Source organism: Gilliamella sp. B2911 (assembly GCF_026536965.1).
GTDB classification, from domain to species: Bacteria; Pseudomonadota; Gammaproteobacteria; order Enterobacterales; family Orbaceae; genus Gilliamella; species Gilliamella apicola_E.
Map to the genome: position 1 here is coordinate 55890 of NZ_JAFNNA010000007.1, position 22825 is coordinate 78714.

The following is a 22825-nucleotide window of genomic DNA, read 5'->3' on the forward strand; positions in this document are numbered from 1 at the left end:
AAATTTGTAATGGATCTTTATCTGAGGTTTATTTTAATCGGAATTAACAGAAATATCTAATGTGGCAGAAACAGTTAGCATTTACACTATATGTCAGCGTCAATGTGATTGAAAGATAGGTTTAACAAAAGTATATAATCGTTTCACCGTTTGTTAACTATAAAATAGTAGAATATTATGCATCTTCTAAATGTATTTTCTGGTATTAATTCAAGTAGATAATTGTTTTTTTCAGTATGCTAGAATAACTAAATAGATAAAAAGCGGGGTTTTACCCCACTTTTTTCAAATCGAGGAAGGATGTTTTAAATGCTTAGTTTAAATATAGCCATGGTCAAAAATATTAATTTACTTCTAACGGTTTTCCATCGGTTTCAATATTAATAAATTCCATACCGGTAGGGTTTACCGCCATGATAGCTTTGGCTAATGTTTCATGAAAAACGATATGAAGCGATTCTCTTAATAGAAAAACTAATCTTTGTTCCAAAGGAATTTCACTTAAAATTTTTCTGTCCAAAATGAGTTTTTTTATAAAATATGTCATTCTAGGCTTTTCATAATCGGATTTATCTTTATCTAAAGCCTCGATTATATTGTCAGAAAGTAGACAAAAATAGTCTTTAATTATTTTCCCTTGTGGGGTTGTTAATTCAGTGTCAATAATTTTAATCCCTTTGGGCTTAAAGCTTTCAATCACATTTGCTATTTTATCGGTAATAAAAATCTCAGGACCAGACAAAAAATCAGACATAACGGGCTGAGAGGGTATAGTTCCATTAAATTCTAAATTTATTAAAGTGGGGTTTAAGCGATCATCACGATCCGTTATACGAATCAATGGATAGGCTTGGTCTGATTTTCTCTGTATAAAATAATAATTTTCCATGTTTTATTTCTCTTCAACAGGTTGTAAGTTTGTTTGGAGATAAAATAGTTTTGCTGATTTTTGGTTAAAATAGTAGCATGATGCATGTTGTGTGAAGAGTTTATTTTTGTAAAAATTTTATATATCTATTATCTTTTTTAATGCGTTAAATAACAAAATAGATAGAAGATTGGACTTACTTTCCTTCTGTATGCTCCCTGTTGCCATATTCATGAACGCTATTTTTTTCATATAGATATCATTTAAACATATGTCTAATCTTTATTGCTGAAATAAAATTGCATTAGGAATTATTAATCTGATCAAAACCACCATTTTTCAACTTTGGTAAATGAAACGCCTTGAGGTTTAACTGACATAATGGCATTGACAATTGATTTATGATATAAGTGTATAGTACTAAACTCAAATAATTTAAAAATTAATCTTTTTTCTAAAGGTATTTCAGCTAAAATTTCTTTATCTAATTCAAACCGATCGATCCAGCTTAACAAATTAGGATCTGTACGATCTACTTTACATTTAGAATTTTCTCTATCGACAGCTTTTAGATAATTATAGATATGTAGATAAAAATAATCTTTTAAAATGTCTCCAGTATTGGTCTCGATTTCGGCTGGTATAAGCTGAATTCCCTCAATATGCATAGCATCTAAGACATTGGCTATCTTTTTTGAAACAATGCTACTTGGTTCTGCAAAATAATCGCCAATTACAGGTTTACTAGGAATAGGGGCACAAAACCTAAATTGAGTTAATTCGGGATTTTCAATTCTTTCTCTTGTTCTCGGATACATCATGGTATGCCTGGAATCATCTTGTGGACCAATTAAAGGATAGGCTTTATCATATGCTCGATCAATAATATAATATTCAAACTCGTCATTTGTGCTATTCATGTTTCTTATTCATTTTATTTAATGTTATTGGATTTTATTGATTATTGTTGAATTTATTCTAATTTTCAATCAATATCATATTTTTTTATAGTTTTAAATTAACTCAATAGTTTCTTTTAAATCTTTTAGTTGGCAGAGAATTTGGCTCTCAATAACCCTATTTATTTTTTTGAATATCAAATCCATTAGTGGTGAGTGTAAAGAGAGAGCTTTTATCAATTCAGATGATTTTTAGCTTACTATCTATTTTACACGTATATCCCTTTTATTATTCTTCGACTGGTACCTTTCTACAATCCAGCTGGCACAAAAGTGCAAAGACACTCAGCTTAATTTTATGATGTGTACAGGTATTAAATGCTAAAACACGAGTTATTTTATTGCTAATATTACAATTCTATACTCTTTATAAATTATAGGTTATTTTAAATATAACTTTAAGTTATAAGCACCTAAATAATTGTTATTTATTACTCCGAATATTTTATTGATAGACTTAACCCCTATACAAAGTCCAATGGAGGATAATAACAATGAAATTTTTAACTAAATCACTGACGGTGGTTGCCTTAATCAGCTCAATATTCGTTGCGAGCTCAGCCTACGCCGATCGCTTAGATGATATTGAAAAACGCGGACAGATCAAAATAGCGGTATTTGACAGTAATCCTCCGTTTGGATTTATTGATGAAAAAACTAATAAAATTGCTGGGCTTGATGTTGATTATGCTAATGAAATTGCTAAAGCATTGAATGTAAAAGTCGAACTTGTTCCAACTAATCCAGCCAACCGTATTCCTTTACTAACCTCACAAAAAGCAGATCTGATTGTTGCAAACTTTACGGTTACTGATGAACGATCTAAAACAGTCGATTTTAGTTTGCCTTATTTTGCTACTGGCCAGAAGTTTGTAGCTAAAAAAGGATTCCTAAAAACAGCAGATGATCTTAAAAATCTTCGTATAGGTGCCGATAAAGGTACAGTGATGGAAATTACTCTACGTGAGAAGTACCCAACTGCTAAAGTAATCTCATATGATGATACACCTTTTGCTTTTGCAGCATTACGCAATGGTGTTGTACAAGCTATTACTCAAGATGACGCAAAGTTAATTGGTTTACTTGCTAATGTTCCAGAAGAACAACGAGCTGCTTTTGAAATATCTCCATTTAGTATAACTCAAGAATATCAAGCTGTAGGTATTCCAAAAGGGGAAACCCGCTTGAAAGAAAAAGTTGACCGAATATTATTAAAGCTTGAAAATGATGGTGAAGCGTTAACTATCTATAACCGTTGGTTTGGACCTGATACAAATTCAGCCATGCCTCGTGGTGATTTCAAAATAGGTAAAGGTCAATAAATAATGTATGAGCAATTACTGGAACCTCGTTATTTATGGTGGTTGTGGGATGGTTTTTTAGTCACTATCGCTATTTCAGTTTTAACAATCATTCTCTCTACAATATTTGGTTTTTTGCTAGTTATTGCTCAACAAAGTCATATCAAAATTATCAAAGGCGTTGTAATTAGTTATAACGCTATTTTTCGTTATTCTCCATTGTTACCGCAGCTTTTTTTCTGGTATTTTGGTATAGGTAATTTGTTACCAGTAGAATTTAAAATGTGGCTATTTGATGAACCGCAAATCCAGCTGTTTTTTTTCTCTTTAAAAATGCCTTCTTTTGAATTTATTATTGGTTTAATTGGATTAACATGTTACTCCAGCGCTTTTATTGCTGAAGAATTTCGAGCAGGAATTTTGGGAATAAGCAATGGTCAAGAACAAGCATCATTAGCTTTAGGTCTTACACGTTGGCAAAGTATGCGGTTTATTATTTTACCTCAAAGCATTCGTATCGCATTTCCTCCGTTAATTGGTCAATATATGAATATCATCAAAAATTCCTCTTTAACAATGGCTATTGGGGTGTTGGAACTATCTTATGTTTCACGTCAAGTTGAAACCGAATCTCTGAAAACATTTCAGGATTTTGCTATAGCAACATTTTTATATATTTTAGCCATTGTTATTGTTGGAACATTAGGCAATATTTATCAATCAAAGCGATTAAACAGGGTCTAATTTTTTATGGATTTTAAAGGTTTTGAAGTAATTTGGAATAATTTAGATTACCTAATGTGGGGTAATTTCCCAGGCGGTATTCTGTTGACTCTTTTGATGAGCTTAGCTGCTATTATCTTTTCGTCTATTTTAGGTATTTTCGCTGGTATTGGTCTAACTGTTTGCAAAGGATTTTTACGTCAACTTTTAGTTGTAGTATTAGGATTTTTAAGAGCGATTCCCGTTATTATGCTGATATTTTGGACTTATTTTTTGTTGCCAGTGCTATTGAATGTTGATGTGCCAGCTATTACAACAGTTATTTTTGCTTTATCTTTAATTGGTGGCGCATATATTGGTCATTCTGTGTATGCGGGAATGGTAGCTATTGCTAAAGAACAGTGGCAAGCGGCTTTTTCGTTAGGTTTAAATAAAAGACAAGTCATCATTTTTGTTATTCTTCCTCAAGCATTAAAAATGATGCTGCCTTCATTTGTAAATCAATGGGTATCATTAATTAAAGATACGTCTTTAGCTTATATAGTGGGTGTTGCAGAATTTACATTCATTGCTACCCAAATTAATAATCGTAGTATGGTTTATCCTACTGAAATCTTTTTGTTTGTGATTGTTGTTTATTTTATCATTTGCGCTGCACTTGATTTTACCGTCACTTTATTGCCGAAATACCATTTGATTACTCGAAAAAATAAACGATAAATATCATTTATTAAATGTTCAAAATCCTTTTTAAGGTTCTTTTAAGCTTTATTGATTAAATTACAACTAAATATTGTTTTTATAGGTCGTTGTATGTTGCTTGATATGAACACTCATCTTTTTTTATTAATTAATGCTCAAGAACAAGCCTCCAAATTATTTATTCTTTTTGCCATATTTTGTGCAAATTATTTAATCTTTGTTCCTATAGTCATATTGGGAATATGTTTTTTATTCAAACCTGTTTATAGACAATTAATCATAAAAATTGCTTTAGGTTTGGCTGTAGCCTTATTTGTAACCTTTGTTATTCGACATCTATTTTATTCTCCACGACCATTTGTTCTTAATATTGGTACCAACTATTTGAATCACGATAAAACGAGTTCTCTTCCTAGTCAGCACGCTGTTTTTATTTGGACTATTTGCTTCTCACTTTATCTAAATTATAAAAAGCAATTTAAAGCATTAACTTATCTATGTACGATTGTTGCATTACTTGTTTGTTGGAGTCGAATCTACTTAGGTGTTCATTGGCCACTGGATATTCTGGTGGGTATGTTGTTAAGTTTTATCTCTGTTTATTTAGTCAAAAAGATATGGTTTATACGTTCAAAAAGTTTTAAATAATTATTCGCTAAATTATAACTATCAAAATGAACTTAAATTTTTAAAGCATTGGGAAATAAATAGTAAAGCGTATAATAGTTGTAAATGTTACATTTCTTAAATCAAAATTAGGTAACACTATAATGAAAATTCTTATAGTAGAAGATGATAGTTTATTACAAAAAGGTTTATATGACGCGATAACGTCTAATGGCTATGTTTGTGAAGTCGCATCTAATGGCAAGCAAGCTGAGGATCTTATTGAGTTTGCACAGTTTAGTTTAATTATTCTTGATTTAGGTTTGCCTGATTGTGATGGCTTAGAGTTACTCACCCGATGGCGCAAAAAAAATATCGATATTCCTGTACTAATTTTAACCGCTCGCGATACTATCGAAGATAGAGTTGAAGGTTTAGATCTTGGTGCAGATGATTATTTAATAAAACCCTTCGCCTTAACCGAATTGCTAGCCAGAATAAGAGCGTTAATTCGTCGAAATCAAGGAACTGCCGATAATATTGTTAACTATGGTCCTATTTCAATAGATATTAAACTTCAAAAAGCTACTTTAAATAATCAAGAAGTGATATTGACGCCAAAAGAATTTATTTTACTATCTAGATTGATGTTGAAAGCCGGTGAAAAAGTGCATCGAAGTTTATTACAAAATGATCTATATGATTGGCAGAGTGATCCAAGTTCAAATGTGCTTGAAGTTTATATTCACGCCTTAAGGAATAAATTAGGAAAAGATTTAATTAAGACTGTGCGTGGGTATGGCTATCAACTCAATATTAATAATTAGTTATTATTTTAAAATTAATTGAATGGCAAATTTATGATTGAACAGTCTTTGAATAATATTCGACATAGTATCCGTTGGAATCTATTTTTTACTTTGGGTGCAATAATGTTAATTTGCCAAATTATTACGGTATTTTGGTTATGGCATGAGAGTAAAGAGCAAATTGATGTTTTAGTTAACTTAACGTTAAGTCAAAATAAAATAGATGAAGTGGTTGAACATGAAGAATTAGAAGCAATTTTTGCATTATTTTGCTCAGCTTTTTCCATGATGGTTGTAACTTTATTTTTGGCCTATAAGGCGATTAAATGGATTACTAAACCCCTTGAGATACTTGAAAAAGATTTAAATAAAAGAACTGAAGATAATCTTAAGCCAATAAAACCAATCAGTAATATGCGTGAAATTAAGTCAATTACTACGGTATTAAATAATTTATTTGAAAGGCTTAATAATACATTATCTCAAGAACGTTTATTTACAGCAGATGTAGCTCACGAGATGAGAACACCTTTAGCAGGTATTCGATTACATCTAGAATTATTAGAAAGTAAAGATAAAATAGATTGCCATGAGTTAATTGAACGAATAGATCGTTTAGTAAATACCGTAGAACAACTGTTGATGCTTGCTCGAGCAAGTCAAAAATTTACTCTAGGTCAGTATCAAAAAATTAATTTTCTAGATGATATTCAAATTCCCCTTTTTGATGAATTGACAGAGTTAACAGTACAGAAACAACAAAGTATTGATTGGGAAATTACGGGTAATAATATAATTTTTAATGGTGATGCGACTTTGATTCGTTTACTGATTCGTAATTTGGTTGAAAACAGTTATCGGTATAGTCCAAATGAAAGTAAAATTACTATTAGTTTTTATAAAGATGCTGAAGAAATTGTGATAGCCGTTAAAGATGAAGGGAGCGGTATTGACGAGTCAAAAACAGAAAAGTTAACCCAAGCCTTTTTCAGAATGGATCGTAAACATGATGGAATAGGGCTCGGTTTGAGTATTGTTAATCGTATTACTAAATTACATCATGGCCAATTTACATTAAGAAATCGGCAAGACCAAAAGGGTACGATTGCCGAAGTCAGACTTAATGATTCACATCATCAATTAACTTAGTGATTAATGAATTATGCTTATTTTCTCGAATTAGTGATGATAAAAATCGTTGCCATGTGCGTTCAATTTTGGCTTTTGCAAAAAAGCCTACATAGTTAGCGATAGGAATAAATGTCGAATTACCAATGTTATCAATAATAATTAAGCGATTTTCCTCTGGTGACAAATGCTGAAATAAAATATTTTTACTCTTGATTGTCATAGTAATGATTCTATCTTTCAGCAAGGCTGTTTTTAATGCTTTGAGTGATACAACTAACGCATCATAATTTTGATTAGTTGCTTGTTCGTCGAACAGATATTTTTCTAATGGAATAGAAATTTTTCCATCATAGTCACGAATAAGTTCAAAAACATGACCTTGACCAAAATTAGTCATTACAGGACCATAATATTTTGCTAGCACATCCCATGAGATATTGCGATTTATAAGGTGCTTATAATAGGCAATTTCACGGTTTGTTTCCTCTTCTGCTCCTTCATTATAATTAACTTTGATACATTTATTAGGATCATCGGGGTGATGATAGCATTTGCGGTGTAAACCTTTACTTATATAATCTTTTTCAGCAAGTTGAATTAAGTTTTCCATCAATTTTTATCGTGTTATTTAATATTAGTTAAAAGTGTAGCAGTTACTGTTTTTTCTCGCTACGCTTTTTTTATCATAAATCCTAGCGCTTTTTTAATATTTCTGTATAATATTGCCACCCACGTTACAACAGTGTTTTTCCCAACGCTGTTTTCGGTTGTCAGTATTAGTATAACGACTCGAAGGGGTTAGTTAGTTAATAGTTGCAATCAAAAAGTGTAAATAAATCAAATGATTTATTAACGTGAGATTAATTAAAATTTGGATAAATACAAATGAGTACTTTTTCAGCTAAACCAGAAACAGTTAAACGCGACTGGTATGTTGTAGATGCAGCAGGTAAAACGTTAGGTCGTTTAGCTACTGAAATCGCAAGCCGTTTGCGTGGTAAACACAAAGCAGAATATACACCACATGTTGATACAGGTGACTATATTATCGTTATCAATGCAGAAAAAGTTGCTGTAACAGGCAAAAAACGCACTGATAAAATCTATTATCGTCATACTGGTTACATCGGTGGACTTAAAGAAGCGACTTTTAAAGAAATGATTGAACGTCATCCTGAACAAGTCATCGAAATTGCTGTAAAAGGCATGTTACCGAAAGGTCCTCTTGGTCGTGCAATGTACCGTAAACTAAAAGTTTATGCTGGTAGTGAGCACAATCATGCGGCACAACAACCGCAAGTATTAGATATTTAAGGGGATAGAAGATGGCTGATAATCAATATTACGGTACAGGTCGCCGCAAAAGTTCTGCTGCTCGCGTGTTTATTAAACCAGGTAGTGGAAATATCATTATTAACAAACGTTCATTAGAGCAATACTTTGGTCGTGATACTGCTCGTATGGTTGTTATGCAACCTTTAGAGTTAGTTGAAATGACTGACAAACTTGATCTTTACATCACAGTTAAAGGTGGTGGTATTTCAGGTCAAGCGGGTGCGATTCGTCACGGTATTACTCGTGCATTAATGGAATATGATGAAACTTTACGCTCTTCATTACGTCAAGCGGGCTTTGTTACTCGTGATGCACGTCAAGTTGAACGTAAAAAAGTGGGTCTACGCAAAGCTCGTCGTCGTCCACAATTCAGCAAACGTTAATTGCAACGTTACAAATTTGTTTCGAAACCCAGCCTATGCTGGGTTTTTTTTATCGCTATATAATTTTAAACAAGCTTTAATAATATTTATTCTATTTTTATTAAATTATAATTAATTCAAATGGATAATAATAATCTTTGTTATCTTGCTCTTACTTTACTGAAATTAATAAACATTCAAAAATGACAATTTGTCGAAAAAACAAAAAGAAAATATATTTTTTTTAACAAATTTGTTATCCAATTTGCTAGAATAGTAACCATATTAAAACTTAATTAAAATTTCGCATATTTGGAGTGAACATGGTTGTTGCTGTTAATAAACGTTCTGTGATGACATTATTTTGTGATACAACTGACATTTACGGCCATCAGATTCGTTTTGTGCTGGCAGAAAAAGGGGTAACAGCTGAGATCGAGTTTGTTACATCAAATACTTTACCTCAAGAATTATTGGATCTTAATCCGTATGGTTCAATCCCTACCTTAATCGATCGTGATCTAACTCTTTATGAAACACATATTGCATTAGAGTATTTAGATGAACGTTTTCCTCACCCGCCATTGATGCCGGTATACCCAATTGTTAGAGCTAATTCCCGCTTAACAATGTATCGCATCAAAAAAGAATGGTATAGCGCCTACGAAACGATCTTAAAAGATCCTGATAGTAGTAAAGCTAAAGAGGCTCGTAAAAACTTACTTGATGACTTAGTTTCTATTTCTGTCATGTTCAAAGAAAAAGATTACTTTATGAGTGATGATTTTACTTTGTGTGATTGCTATTTTGCTCCTTTACTATGGCGTTTACCATTGATTGGTATTGAATTGCCAAAAGTTGCAGAGAAAAACTATCTTTCTTATATGGCACGTGTATTTGAACGACCTGCTTTTATAAATTCTTTAACTGAAGATGAAAGAAAGATTAGAGCTTAAAATTTATTTTATCTAATGACAGATTAGCAATTAAACAAGGTAGCCGTTATGGAACTTGATGACATGACTCCTCGACGCCCTTATATATTTAGGGCATTTTATGACTGGATTTTAGATAATGATTTAACTCCTTATGTTGTGGTGAATACGTCTATTGATGGTGTATTAGTTCCACAAGAGTTTGTGAAGGATAATCAGATAGTACTCAATATTGCACCCCAATCAGTAGGACAGTATTTGGCCAATAATGATCAAATCGAATTCAATGCTAGATTTTCTGGTGTTCCTCAACATATTGTAGTGCCAATGGCTGCTATTGAAGCTATTTATGCTCGTGAAAACGGAGTAGGGATGGGGTTTGAAGATGAACCACACTACAAAGCCTTAAGACAAAGTGCAACTAAGCAATCGGAAAATGTTAAACCAGCAAATCCTTTTAGGGTTGTTAAATAGCTATCCTTAATTATTTTTTTATTATCCTATTTAAAATTTAACTAATAAATAGGATATTTTCCTACCTATTGGAATACCCATGCTAAAACTAGCTAACCTAAATCACACAATTTAAACAAGATTGTTATCTTGTGATGTTTAAAATTAAGAATAAGTTTTATAAAAAAGTGTTTAGTTAATTAATTTATATAATTCCACTTTTCTACTGCTTTTTCTATACACTTTTACCTATAAAGTATTAATTATTTTATCTTGTTTATTTATCATCCTGAATGCCGCTATAGCTTTAATCATATTATAGTTGATGATAGCCTATATTTGTTAGCCTAATCGGTATATCATATGGCAAAATAAATAATGAAAACAGACAAATGAGTAACGAAATTGAATTAAAGTTTCAAATCAATCAAAGTGATATAGAACACTTACAAAGTTATTTAAATCAATGGGTTTATTGTGATGAAGTAGAATTTTCATCACAAAAAAATTTAACCAATCAACTAAAATTAACTAATACTTATTATGATACCGAAGATCATTTATTGAGACAAAATGGTTGTGGTTTGCGTATTCGAAGTACTGAAGATGGCCAAAATAAGTGTTATGAAATTACCGTCAAATCAAAGGGTAATTCTGTGAGTGGCTTACACGAACGAATTGAAATTAATCGGCCTTTACCTAATGACAAATTAGATTTAAGTGTGCTGCCCAAAGAGGCATTACCTGATGGTTTAATCCAGTTAAATCCACTTTTTACGACTAATTTTAAACGTCAAACTTGGTTGATATCATTTGCCAATAGTGAAATAGAAGTTGCTTTAGATATAGGCAGCATTACCTCAAACGGACAATCTAAACCAATACAAGAAGTTGAGCTCGAGATAAAACAGGGTAATAAACAAGATTTGATCAACTTTGCGATTGAATTAAGCCGCTTTAGCTTACATCTGTTTTCTCAGAGTAAGGCTTCGCGAGGATATCGCTTATTTCTCAATGTACCTCTTACTCCTAGCGTTTATTCTCCACAAATAGAGCAGGATTTGCCAAGCCTACTAAACTTTTGGCAACAAAATGAAGAATATGCTTTAGAAAATAACGATTTAACTTATTATAAACAGCTACTTATTCAAATAAATGAAATATTAATAAATAAGAATTTTGAAATTGAGCCAGAATTTCAGCAGTGGCAAATGGCAATGCAACGTATTAACTCGATTAAAAATTTTGCTTATAGCGAGGTAAACACAAAATTCAAACTTAGGCTAATTTCAGAAATAAATAAAATATAGGTATAAAAATGAAATTGGAAAGGACTTTTTTTAAATTACCACTATTATTAGTTTTATTTTATTGGTTATTTAATATTTTATATATTGTTGTCTATTTCACTGGATTTGATGATTATTTTTTACTGTCAAATATGACAAGTAATCAACTTATTAAAAATTTAACTAAGCAAGTATTAATCAACTTCTATTACCAAATACCAAGCTCAATTGTTGTATTTGTATTTTCCATAGTATTATTTTATAAATATTCAATTAATCAGGTCAATTCGAGAAATATTACTAATACGTTACTTGTTGCTATATTAATTACATCAATGGATATTGCAGGGCGATGGTTTCTTTACAACAGTATTAATTCATGGGTTGAATCCAAAATTAATTACCTTTTCATGGATAGTTATTTTTCTCTACATAATGAGCTTATTAATTTTATTAAGATAATAACTATTTATATTTTTGTAACACTATGGACTTATTTTAGTATTAGATTGTTGAATAGATATTTTATTCATGACAATCACGAATTAACTCAATCAGAGAGTCAGCGGTTACATCTTGGAGTATTCATTTCGCTTTATAATTGTTATTTTAACAGCCTGTTTTTTCCCATTATTTTGTTTGATGGTGTACATTTCAGTTTCACAGGTATTATTATTAATATAGTTGGATTAGCTATATTTTTATTAATTACTAATTTGATCGGCTATTTTTTGTTAAGAAAATGTTTTACAGGTGTAACAGAAGTTTTAAACACAAAAAAGCTTATATTTAGTACGATAAGTATATTCATCTTCAACTGCATATTGGTAACAATAATTATTATGGTATCAGTTTCTCTTCATGAATATTTAGAAATATATTATAGATTATCCAATAATTTTTCATTGTGTTATACATGGACCATTATAGGAATCGTGTTTATTCTAAGCTCTATAATGGTTAGAATTATGACCAAACTGCTATTTTATTCAGAAAAAAATAGAATCAATATCACACAATAGTACAAGTTGTATATATGTATTGGTAAAGCGATTTATAAATTAGCTTCCAATACATAATCATCTTGAAAACTTACTCAAGATCTATGCCTTTCAAACTCAAATCAAAAACTCCTCATTTCAAAGTAAAAAAACTAACACTTTATCAAAATTTATATTCGACAATTTTTATTGTCAGACAATAAAAGAACATTTAGTTAAATCATTAAATAACCGATATAGACATTAACTATTTTTTTTGATACTTTGTTATTTTAGGTAAATTTTATAAATAATAACAATAAGTTAACTTTTGTTAGGTTTGTTAAGATTTAAGTTAATCAATGTAATGATTAGTAAATACCAAATAAATGGAGTTTATGTGTTCAAAAGTAATTTAAATAAAATTGATCTCTTGATCAAATTAACACTAGGTACTTGTCTAGTTACACCTCATCTTGCAAGTGCTTTAACTATTATTGATGCATCTAATATTGGAACTCATACTAATAGCGGTATTGCCGTTTCTTCAACCGATGATATCATTATTCAAAATATAACAGGTGTTGCTGCGCCTCATATCAACATTACTAGCAACCAAGATTACGGTATTAAATCAGGATATAATGGTAAAACTTTAACCATTGATACCGGAACGGATGAATTTGTAATTCAAACTAATGCAACAGGTAATTATAATAAAATAAGTAACATCCATGTTCTTTCAAATGGGAAAGTCAATGCTTTAAGTGACATTCGCCTAAATGTTAAAGATGGTACCGGTATTTATTTTGCTAATAGGGGGAAAGCTGATTTTGATAAAAAGGTAACTATAATAGGGACCGGTACATCAAATGGCAGTTTCATTGGAATTCGAGCTTATAACGGTTCAAATTCATCAAAAACTGAAGGCAACTTCAATGGTGAAGTTAACATACAGTCAGTAGGAAATGGTAGTTATGGTATTTTATCCTTACTGAATAACGCACCAGATTCACTTGGTATAAATCTAAACTTTAACGAAAAAGTAACGATTAATATGAGTGGCAATAATTCGACTGGTGTTGCGTTCCAGGAATATGCTGGTGCTAACCCAAATGCAGACAGTGTTATTAAATTTAATAATGGATTAGATGTAACAACGGCTAATGGAACCGCTGTCTACATGGACCAAAAAGCAGGAAAATTATTCATTAATAGTGGCTCAAATGTTAATAACATTGTTTCAACTAGTTATAACAATTATAACGCAATACAGTCGACTGCTGGTGAAATAGCTGTTAATGGTAAATCGAATATTAAGGGTGATATTTATGCAGCCAGTTCAGGACAGATTAATCTTGATTTAACTGATGGCTCGACATTATTAACTTCAATTGATAATACATCTTCATCTGCGAATAAAGGTACTATCAATGTTAAGATAGATGGTAGTCAAAGCCAATGGAATATGACTAATAGTTCATCTGTTGATTCCCTTACGTTAACTAATTATGCCAAAGTAAGTTTTGGTCATGATTATGCAACATCAAATACGATACTTGATGGTTCAAATAACATGACTTTAACGGCAAATTCATTATCTGGAAATGGGCTATTTGAATTGCGCACTTCCATCGGTAGTGGTTTTGCTAATGATTTACTCAAAATTACTGGCTCTTCACAAGCAACTGGTAATCACAATATCTCAATTAGAGATGACAACAATGGTTCAGCAGCAGTTACTGGTAATGAAAAACTTACTTTAGTTGAAACTGAAGGTGGTGGTGCTAATTTTAATTTGACTTCACCATCAGTTGATATTGGTGCATACCAATTTAATACTCTAACTAAAGTCACTGATGAACGTAATAGTGGTTCAGAAGATTGGGTATTATCAGCTCAAAAGAAAACAGTAAATCCAACTAAGCCTAATTTAACCAATACAGCTCAAAATGCGGCAAATATTCTAAACTCCAGTTACTTGATTAGTTACATTGAAACACAAACTTTAATGCAAAGAATGGGTAAACTTCGTCAAGGCGAAACATCTGATGGTGATGCTTGGGGTCGTATTTATGGTGGTAAATTAAGTTCATTCAACGATAAACGTTTATCGAATTTTGATATGGATTATTATGGCTTACAACTTGGTGTGGATCGAAAAGTTGAAAATACAAATGGTGATATCTATTATGGTATCATGGGTGGTTTAAGCCGAGGAAATATAGATCATCATGTAGGTGATGGAAACACTAAAGGCTACTATGCAGCACTTTACGGCACATACCTAAACCAATCAGGGTTTTATATCGACGGTTTAATTAAATATATGAGAATGTCGAATAAATTTAATACTCGTACCGGTGGGGGTTATTTCGTAAAAGGTGATGGTAATACTAATGGTTTTTCAATAGGGACTGAACTAGGTCAACGATTCTATTTCAATTCATTACCAAATCAAGGTTGGTATTTTGAACCTCAAGCTCAATTAACTTATTCTCATCAAGGAAGTGCAGTCATCAATGCAACCAATGGATTAAGAACTAAATTGGACAGTTATAATTCATTACTCGGTAGAGCAAGTGTTGTCCTAGGCAACAGCTTTATCCAAGATGATAATATAGTTGATGTATACCTAAAAACTGGTTATGTGAAAGAGTTTGATGGTGAAACATCTTATGTCTTTAACCATGTTGCAAAAGAAAAATATGATTTCGGTGGCAATTGGTGGGATAACGGTATTGGTGTAGATGTACAGTTTAACAAACAACACCATATCTATACAGATGTTGTTTATTCATTCGGTAATAAATTTGACCAAAAACAAGTTAACTTAGGTTACCGTTATAGTTTCTAATAATTAGAGACTATCTAATAATTTAAAAAATAGACATTAACTTAAAGTGACTACCCTGCGTAGTCACTTTATTCAATAAACAAGTCTCAACTTGTCTTTCAAATCGTTTTCATTAATTATCAGCTAATCTACTATTGAAATGATATCAATACTCTTTTTTACAATCTGTTTAATAAAAAGATATGTGAAGTTAAAAAGTCATTTATAATAGTTAATTAGGTGATTTTATCAACAAGTTTAAGTGAGTGCTTATTATGTCTCAGCCTATATCGCTAGTTTCACCATTAATTGCAGAGCAAAAACAGAAAATTACATCGCAATTATCACAATGTGATTCAATTGCGGTACAAAATAATCTTGATATTTTGGTACAAAGTGATTTTATTGTTGATGCTTTTTATCGGTTTCCAGATTGGTTGACAGACATTATTAACAATCCTCCTCAAGCTGATGAAAGAAGTTACTATCAACAATGGTTAAATGAAAAGTTAGCATCGGTATTTGATGAGTTGGAACTAATGAAAACTTTAAGATTATTCAGACGCTACATTTTAGTAAGGCTTGAATGGTCACAATTAACGCAAACAAGTAGCGATGAACAAATTTTATTACAACTTACTGAGCTAGCTGAGGTGATTATTGTCAATGCACGAGATTGGCTATATGAGCTTAGTTGTAAAGAGTGGGGAACCCCTTGTAATTTGCAAGGAGAGGCGCAACCTTTACTTATTCTAGGGATGGGGAAACTCGGTGGAGGAGAACTTAATTTTTCATCTGATATTGACCTTATTTTTACTTATCCTGAACATGGGCAAACACAAGGTGGTCGTCGCGAATTAGATAATGCCGTCTTTTTCACACGTTTAGGACAGCGTTTAATTAAAGCTTTAGATCAAATTACTGAAGATGGTTTTGTCTACCGAGTTGACATGCGTTTACGTCCTCTAGGTGATGGCGGTCCACTTGTTTTAAGTTTTTCAGCGATGGAAGACTACTACCAAGAGCAAGGAAGAGACTGGGAACGTTACGCCATGGTAAAAGCGAAAATACTCGGTGATCAACAAGATTCTTACACTAAAGAGCTTTACCAAATGTTAAAACCATTTGTATACCGCCGTTATATTGATTTTAGTGTCTTACAATCATTGCGAAACATGAAAGGCATGATTGAACGTGAAGTTCGTCGTCGAGGTCTAACCAACAATATTAAACTTGGTGCAGGTGGTATTCGAGAAATAGAATTCATCGTACAAGTATTTCAACTTATACGTGGTGGACGTGTGATTGGCCTACAAACACGTTCCTTGTTGACTGCTTTACAAGTGATAGAACAAGAATCCCTACTTAATGCTAATGAAGTAGATGCTCTACGTGAAAATTACTTCTTCCTACGTCGTTGTGAAAACCTATTACAGGCTATACATGATGAACAAACACAAACACTACCAGAAGATGAATTAGACCAAATACGTATAGCAATAGGCATGAATTTTAGAAGCTGGAATGAATTTGTATCTGAACTTACTAAAAGAATGCAATTTACTCGGCAAATATTTAATCAACTTATTGGTGATGAATCAACTGAATCAACACAAAATACGAACAACGATCACTATAATGACCTTTGGGTGCCTGATTTACAATTAAGTGATGTTACTTCAGTACTATTGAACTATTCACCTGATGATGCCAAACAGCTTTATCAAATGCTTTGTCAATTTCGTGATGATATCAGTAAACGGACCATTGGTGTTAGAGGGCGTGAAATACTCGATCAACTAATGCCAAAATTATTAGAATTAATTTGTAATGATAAGCATGCATTAATAATACTATCACGAATTTTACCGTTACTAGTCAATATTGTTAGCCGAACAACTTATTTAGAGTTACTGCTTGAATACCCAACGGCATTAAAACAACTAATTCGATTATGTAGTGCCTCACCAATGATTAGTGAGCAACTTGCACATTATCCAATCTTATTAGATGAGCTTATTGATATTCACTCACTTTATCAAACTGTTGCCCCTAATGAATATAAAAGTGAACTTTATCAATACTTACTTCGAATTCAGGTTGATGATGAAGAACAACAACTTGAGGCATTAAGACAATTCAAACAAATGCAACTCCTACATATAGCCGCTGCTGATGTTGAACATGTATTAAATACCATGAAAGTAAGTGATCATTTAACATATGTTGCAGAATCGCTTCTCGATTTTGTTGTTCAAATGGCATGGAATCAGATGATTGCTCGTTATGGAAAGCCAGCACATTTAACCGATAATCAAAAAGGGTTAGTTATTATTGCTTATGGTAAATTAGGTGGTTGGGAATTGGGATATGGTTCAGATTTAGATCTCGTATTTCTTCATGACTGCCCTGTTGATAGTATAACCGATGGTGATAAACAAATTGATAGCCGCCAGTTTTATTTACGACTGGTACAACGAATAATTCATTTATTCAATGTACGTACTAGCTTTGGTATTCTTTATGAAGTTGATGTTCGCTTACGCCCACAAGGGGATGCAGGACTATTAGCTTGTAGTTTGAGTGCATTTTATGACTACCAAATGAATGAGGCATGGACTTGGGAACATCAAGCATTAGTTAGAGCAAGAGCCGTTTATGGTGAGATTGAACTTATTAAACGTTTTAACGAAATTAGGCATACTGTTTTATGTAAAAACCGTGAAGAAAGAGTATTAAAAACTGAAGTTCGAGAGATGCGTGAAAAGATGCGGGCACATTTAGGCACAACAGCGCCACATCAATTTAATTTAAAAATAGATGCAGGTGGTATTGGTGATATTGAATTCTTATCACAATATCTAGTACTAAACTATGCACATCAATATCCTAAAATGACCACATGGAGTGACAACGTACGGATCTTGGAGCTTGCAGCTAACTATCAAATTATGGACAACCTAGAAGCCCAGCAACTCACTAAAGCTTATATTGATATGCGAAATGAAATCCATCAATTATCGTTGCAACTCTTACCGAGCATTGTTGATGACTCATGTTTCAAATCAGAAAAAGAGATCGTGAATCAAAGCTGGCTAAAATGGCTTAAAGACTAATTAGTTCTAATATACTTATAATTGTTTAATAAAGTTGGTTTGATTGAAGTGAAAATTTATGGAGTGTAATACCAAATGGCGACGATCAAAGACATAGCAAAACTTGCTGGTGTATCTCATGGTACTGTCTCAAATGTACTCAATGATCGTGGTAATGTCAGTTTAAAAAAAATCAAATTAGTTGAACAAGCGATTCAACAATTAGGTTATCAAATCAATTTATCTGCCAAAATTTTAAAAGAAGGTTCAAATAAGTCTATTTCGGTTATACTACCAAATATCACTTCCGAACAATATACTAATTTATATGATGGCCTGTTTAGTCAAGCCAACCGACTTGGTTATGAGCTTTCGCTTTATTTAACTTATGACTCTAAAGAACTGGAATTACAATTAATCCAAAAGGTAGCTGTAAAACGGGATCATGCAGTTATCGTTGTTAGTTCATTATCAGATGCTAACTCCTATTATCAAAAAATTAAATTACCAAAAGAAAAAATTATCTTTGTCTATCGAAAGCCTATCTCAGCATTGCAATTCATATCTCTTGATTATGAGAAAGCTGGACGGGATATTGCTAATGAATTAATCAAAAAAACGTATCGAAGAATTGGCTTATTTTGTAATTCAGAGCATCACACTCATACTAAAAACTTCAAAAAAGGTTTACTAAACACGTTCAAAAAGCATCATTATGATGTGACATTGAATAGTATTGCATCTAAACCTTCTAATGGTACCTACAATTTAGCTTTTAGTTTTTTTGAAGATGAACAGGTTAATTATGATGCGCTAATTACCATGGATATGGAGCGAGCACATTTTATTCGTAATGCTAATTATTTTGGAAGTTTAAAATCTTGCCCACCCATTTATACATTAACCAATAACAGTTTTTTTTATGAAGATAACATTTATCAATACCATATGAACTATGGCATATTAAGTGAACAAATTATCAAACTAGTAGAAGGCAAAAACACAACCAATCTTGATAATAAAGGTTTTTCATTATTGCCTGATTTGAATTCAGAAAACTTAACTAAATCTTCAGAAACTATTAACTTTTTAATCTTACCCAGCCCATCAACGCAGGCGGTAAAAAAACTATTACCACATTTCCAAAAGACGAGCGGTATTGATGTAAATTTAATTATAAAACCTTTCGACGAAATATATCATATTCTTAATCAATTTGAACAACATCAGCAAATTGATATTATACGAATTGATATGGCTGGATTACCTTGGTTTGCACCATCGATATTCAAACCTTTATCAGAATTAGATATTAACTTGAATCAACTGTTTGCAAAATATCCACAAGAAATTGTAGAACGCTTTAGCTATGTAGATAATTCTGCTTATGCTATTCCTTTTGATCCTAGTGTTCAAATGCTCTTCTATCGCAAAGACTTATTTAATGATCCATTAATTAAGCGTGCTTATTTTGAAGCATATCGACAACATCTTAATGTCCCTAAAAACTTCAAAGAGTTCGATCAAATTGCGACCTTTTTTAATCAACAGCAAAATACGGAATCCCCAGTAGAGTTCGGTAGTTGTATTACGCTCGGTAATTATGAACTTATCGCATCTGAATTTTTAGTTCGCTATTATTCTCAAGGAGGAAAACTAATTAATGGCAATAAATTTGGTTTAAATACCACAATTGCTAGAACTACTTTAAATCATTTGCAATCATACATTAGCGTTGCCAAAAATATACAATCAGCTTGGTGGCAAGAATCAGTAAATTTATTTGAACAAGGCAAGCTAGCTATGTTAATTGTTTATATGAATTTATTTGGCTATATTAATCATCGTAATATATTGCCTTTGGTTGGATACGCTAAAGTACCGGGAAAAAAATCACTATTTGGTGGAGGTTCCCTTGGTATGTCAAAATATAGTCAAAAAAATGAACAAGTAAAAACCTTTTTTAATTGGCTTTACTCCAACGAAATCAGCGAACAAATAGCATTACTTGGTGGAGCAACCGCACAAAATACTATTTTCCAAAATCATCGAATTATTAATAGTTATCCATGGTTACCAGTGGCGCAACAACAATATGCCAATGGCATTCGAGAAAATAGCATGACAGGTAGTGCTATTAATTTAAGACTGATTGAAAATATTATTGGAAAGTATTTAACACAGTGGATAACTAACCAATATAGTTCAAAACAAGTCATAGAGATGATTAATAGTGAGATAGAAAAAAGTATGGCTAATAAATAATTATTAGCCATATTAAAGTAAGAGTAAGAAATTAATCTGATTCTACTTTTTTAGGTGCCATGATGACATCTTTATCTTTAAAGAAATACCAGAAACCTACAGCAACAATTGCAGCAACTACCGCAGGATAGATCCAGAACTCTTGCCATTGTGGACCAGCATTAGGTAATGTCTTCTCTGTAACAACGCGGTTATTGATAAAGCCACATACTGACGCAGCCATAAATACACCAAAGCCATTAGAAACAATAAAACGTAACCCTTGAGCTTGCGCTTTAATTTCTGGACCTGCTTTCTTATCAACATAGATATCACCAGCAGTAAAGAAGAAGTCCCAACAAATACCTTGTAACAATAGCGTACCAATAATATAGAAGAACATATTACTTTCTGATGTTGCGGCCAGTGATAACATCATGCTACGAATTACCCAACAAATTGCGCCGAATAAAATGATTTTTTTGAAACCAAAACGACCTAATAAGAAAGATAGAAGGAACATAAATAACACTTCTGTAGCGATAGCAATTTGCATCATTGAAGCAGGCTCTAAATCTAATACAGGCAAATATACTGGTAAATAAGCACTATATGCAGTTTTAGTTATCATTAGGACAAAAGTAGACAGCATAAAAATAGTGAAATACTTATCTTTGAAAAGTGATAATGCATCTAAACACATTGCATCACGGATTGAGAATTTCTTATTTCGACTTGTAGGTGGTGTGTTAGGTAAAGTAAAACAATAAATCCCATAAACCACAGATGCACCAGAAGCAAGTAAAAATGAGTTAATGGAGCTTGAAAAACCAGTATAACCAAGAATTAATCCTACAATCATAAAACCAATGGTGCCAAATACACGAATAATTGGGAACCAGCGCACACCATCTATATGCCTAAAACTAACGCTATTAGCTAATGCTGTTGTTGGATAAAATAATAAACCAACGATAAAAATCATGATTAAAAAGCCAGCAATATTGCCACTTTCAACAAAATTAGGAATGATAAATAAAACAACTGCATTGAGAATATGTAATATGCCCATCACTTTTTGTGATGCAATGAACCTATCAGCGATCATTCCAATGAAAAGTGGAGAGATAATAGTTGCGATTCCTAAAACTGAATAAGTCGAACCAACAATTTCTTTCAATCCATAAGCAGCAAGTACTGCCCCAATAACCATATTCCATGCACCTTGCACAAAATATTGTAAAAACATCATTACCAATAAACGTGGTATTTTAAACATATAAAGCTCCGTATTAAATCGTCTTCATCAAGCCATCATAGGCTACTTCAATATTGTAAGGTTTGAATATTTCAACTAATTCATCATGCATAAAACCACTGCTATGAGAGTGGTGAGACGTGATAAGTTGAGTGTTTGAACTAAAAATACCATCATCCAACATGCGTTTTTGAGTAGCGATAACAGTTTCAATACTCATATGATTATTGGTCTTATCATTTTGTTTATATCCGTAAGTACACTCAAAAATGGCCATATCAATTTTTTTGCCACTATCTTTTAACCATTGCCATGTAAGTTCAGGAAAATAGCCAGAGTCATGTCCGTGTAGAAACGTTTTTCCATCTTTCTCAATCAAGTAAATAAAGCAAAATTCCCATTTAGCATGATTAGCTAACAAAGCTGTAACGGTATAACCAGCTGAGGTTACAACAGTTTGAAATGGAACTAATAAATTAAATACAAAACGTTCAGGACTATAACCAGGTACTACATTCAAACAACCATTTATGGCAATATCATTTCCATAAACGTAAAGAGGGTGGTCGATATTAAAACCATAATCCACCATACGGCTAAATAGATCGCCCACATTAAAATGGTCAGGATGAGTATGAGTAAATAATAAGTCCTTTATTTTAGTAACATCAATGTTTTCTCTCATTGCTTGATAGCTATATTCCGGAGCAAAATCGATTTGCACAATATCATCAATAAGAATCGAACTTCGAGTTCTTATATTTTTACCTTTTTGAATACGAGATTTTTCACAAATCTGACATTTACAAAAAGGATTTGGGATACCTTCTGATGCAGCAGTACCCAAAAAATGTATTTTCACATTGTTCTCCTATGTTTATTTATTTTTCATACATCGTTATTTTATGAAAATTGGAACGTTTCAATTTTATTTTAATG

19 protein-coding genes are annotated in these 22825 nt (G+C 32.0%); 14 read left to right on the plus strand and 5 right to left on the minus strand.

Going from position 1 to position 22825, the window contains the following annotated elements:
- Positions 1-343 precede the first annotated feature (343 nt).
- Positions 344-889, minus strand: a complete 546-nt coding sequence (locus tag J3U27_RS07425) for an imm11 family protein (RefSeq protein WP_267377166.1) — start codon at positions 887-889, stop codon at positions 344-346.
- Between the two features lie 302 nt (positions 890-1191).
- On the minus strand, positions 1192-1788 hold the full coding sequence (locus tag J3U27_RS07430; RefSeq protein ID WP_267377167.1) for an imm11 family protein: 597 nt from the start codon (positions 1786-1788) through the stop codon (positions 1192-1194).
- A gap of 533 nt (positions 1789-2321) precedes the next feature.
- On the opposite strand from J3U27_RS07430, the gene J3U27_RS07435 reads away from it, so the two are divergent.
- The 6 genes from J3U27_RS07435 (at position 2322) to pmrB (ending at position 7117) form a co-directional block, all read left to right on the plus strand.
- Entirely contained in the window at positions 2322-3149 is an 828-nt protein-coding gene (locus tag J3U27_RS07435; RefSeq protein ID WP_267377168.1) for an ABC transporter substrate-binding protein, read from the plus strand.
- Between the two features lie 3 nt (positions 3150-3152).
- Complete coding sequence (locus J3U27_RS07440; RefSeq protein ID WP_065733860.1) at positions 3153-3872, plus strand: amino acid ABC transporter permease; 720 nt, start codon at positions 3153-3155, stop codon at positions 3870-3872.
- A gap of 6 nt (positions 3873-3878) precedes the next feature.
- Positions 3879-4571 carry an amino acid ABC transporter permease gene (locus J3U27_RS07445; RefSeq protein ID WP_267377169.1) on the plus strand — a complete coding sequence of 231 codons (693 nt, stop codon included), beginning with the start codon at positions 3879-3881 and terminating at the stop codon, positions 4569-4571.
- A gap of 105 nt (positions 4572-4676) precedes the next feature.
- On the plus strand, positions 4677-5201 hold the full coding sequence (locus tag J3U27_RS07450; RefSeq protein WP_176701500.1) for a phosphatase PAP2 family protein: 525 nt from the start codon (positions 4677-4679) through the stop codon (positions 5199-5201).
- 122 nt (positions 5202-5323) lie between these two features.
- Complete coding sequence (gene pmrA / locus J3U27_RS07455) at positions 5324-5986, plus strand: two-component system response regulator PmrA (RefSeq protein WP_220225855.1); 663 nt, start codon at positions 5324-5326, stop codon at positions 5984-5986.
- Between the two features lie 33 nt (positions 5987-6019).
- On the plus strand, positions 6020-7117 hold the full coding sequence (gene pmrB, locus J3U27_RS07460; protein ID WP_065733864.1) for a two-component system sensor histidine kinase PmrB: 1098 nt from the start codon (positions 6020-6022) through the stop codon (positions 7115-7117).
- Here the strand turns inward: pmrB and J3U27_RS07465 are convergent.
- On the minus strand, positions 7089-7709 hold the full coding sequence (locus J3U27_RS07465) for a YrbL family protein (protein ID WP_065733865.1): 621 nt from the start codon (positions 7707-7709) through the stop codon (positions 7089-7091). The genes pmrB and J3U27_RS07465 overlap by 29 nt on opposite strands.
- Before the next feature lie 275 nt (positions 7710-7984).
- On the opposite strand from J3U27_RS07465, the gene rplM reads away from it, so the two are divergent.
- The 8 genes from rplM (at position 7985) to J3U27_RS07505 (ending at position 20649) form a co-directional block, all read left to right on the plus strand.
- Positions 7985-8413: a 50S ribosomal protein L13 gene (gene rplM / locus J3U27_RS07470; protein WP_034901369.1), complete on the plus strand. Its 429-nt coding sequence runs from the start codon at positions 7985-7987 to the stop codon at positions 8411-8413.
- A gap of 11 nt (positions 8414-8424) precedes the next feature.
- On the plus strand, positions 8425-8817 hold the full coding sequence (rpsI, locus tag J3U27_RS07475) for a 30S ribosomal protein S9 (RefSeq protein WP_065561853.1): 393 nt from the start codon (positions 8425-8427) through the stop codon (positions 8815-8817).
- A 302-nt stretch (positions 8818-9119) separates the two neighbouring features.
- Positions 9120-9752, plus strand: coding sequence for a glutathione S-transferase N-terminal domain-containing protein (locus tag J3U27_RS07480; protein ID WP_065562614.1), 633 nt, complete (start codon positions 9120-9122; stop codon positions 9750-9752).
- A gap of 48 nt (positions 9753-9800) precedes the next feature.
- Positions 9801-10205: a ClpXP protease specificity-enhancing factor gene (locus J3U27_RS07485; RefSeq protein WP_081299489.1), complete on the plus strand. Its 405-nt coding sequence runs from the start codon at positions 9801-9803 to the stop codon at positions 10203-10205.
- A gap of 371 nt (positions 10206-10576) precedes the next feature.
- Positions 10577-11494 (plus strand): inorganic triphosphatase, encoded by a 918-nt coding sequence (locus J3U27_RS07490; RefSeq protein WP_267377170.1) that lies wholly within the window; start codon positions 10577-10579, stop codon positions 11492-11494.
- Positions 11495-12853: 1359 nt separating this feature from the next.
- Positions 12854-15310: an autotransporter outer membrane beta-barrel domain-containing protein gene (locus tag J3U27_RS07495; protein WP_267377171.1), complete on the plus strand. Its 2457-nt coding sequence runs from the start codon at positions 12854-12856 to the stop codon at positions 15308-15310.
- 254 nt (positions 15311-15564) lie between these two features.
- Entirely contained in the window at positions 15565-18405 is a 2841-nt protein-coding gene (gene glnE / locus J3U27_RS07500) for a bifunctional [glutamate--ammonia ligase]-adenylyl-L-tyrosine phosphorylase/[glutamate--ammonia-ligase] adenylyltransferase (RefSeq protein WP_267377172.1), read from the plus strand.
- Between the two features lie 75 nt (positions 18406-18480).
- A complete protein-coding gene (locus J3U27_RS07505) occupies positions 18481-20649 on the plus strand; it encodes an extracellular solute-binding protein (protein WP_267377173.1) in 2169 nt (722 codons plus the stop codon).
- Positions 20650-20680: 31 nt separating this feature from the next.
- On the opposite strand, the gene J3U27_RS07510 is transcribed toward J3U27_RS07505, so the two are convergent.
- Positions 20681-21907: an MFS transporter gene (locus J3U27_RS07510; RefSeq protein ID WP_267330606.1), complete on the minus strand. Its 1227-nt coding sequence runs from the start codon at positions 21905-21907 to the stop codon at positions 20681-20683.
- 13 nt (positions 21908-21920) lie between these two features.
- The gene (locus tag J3U27_RS07515; RefSeq protein WP_267377174.1) at positions 21921-22748 is read right to left on the minus strand and encodes an MBL fold metallo-hydrolase; all 828 of its coding nucleotides are present in this window, start codon (positions 22746-22748) and stop codon (positions 21921-21923) included.
- Positions 22749-22825: the final 77 nt, after the last annotated feature.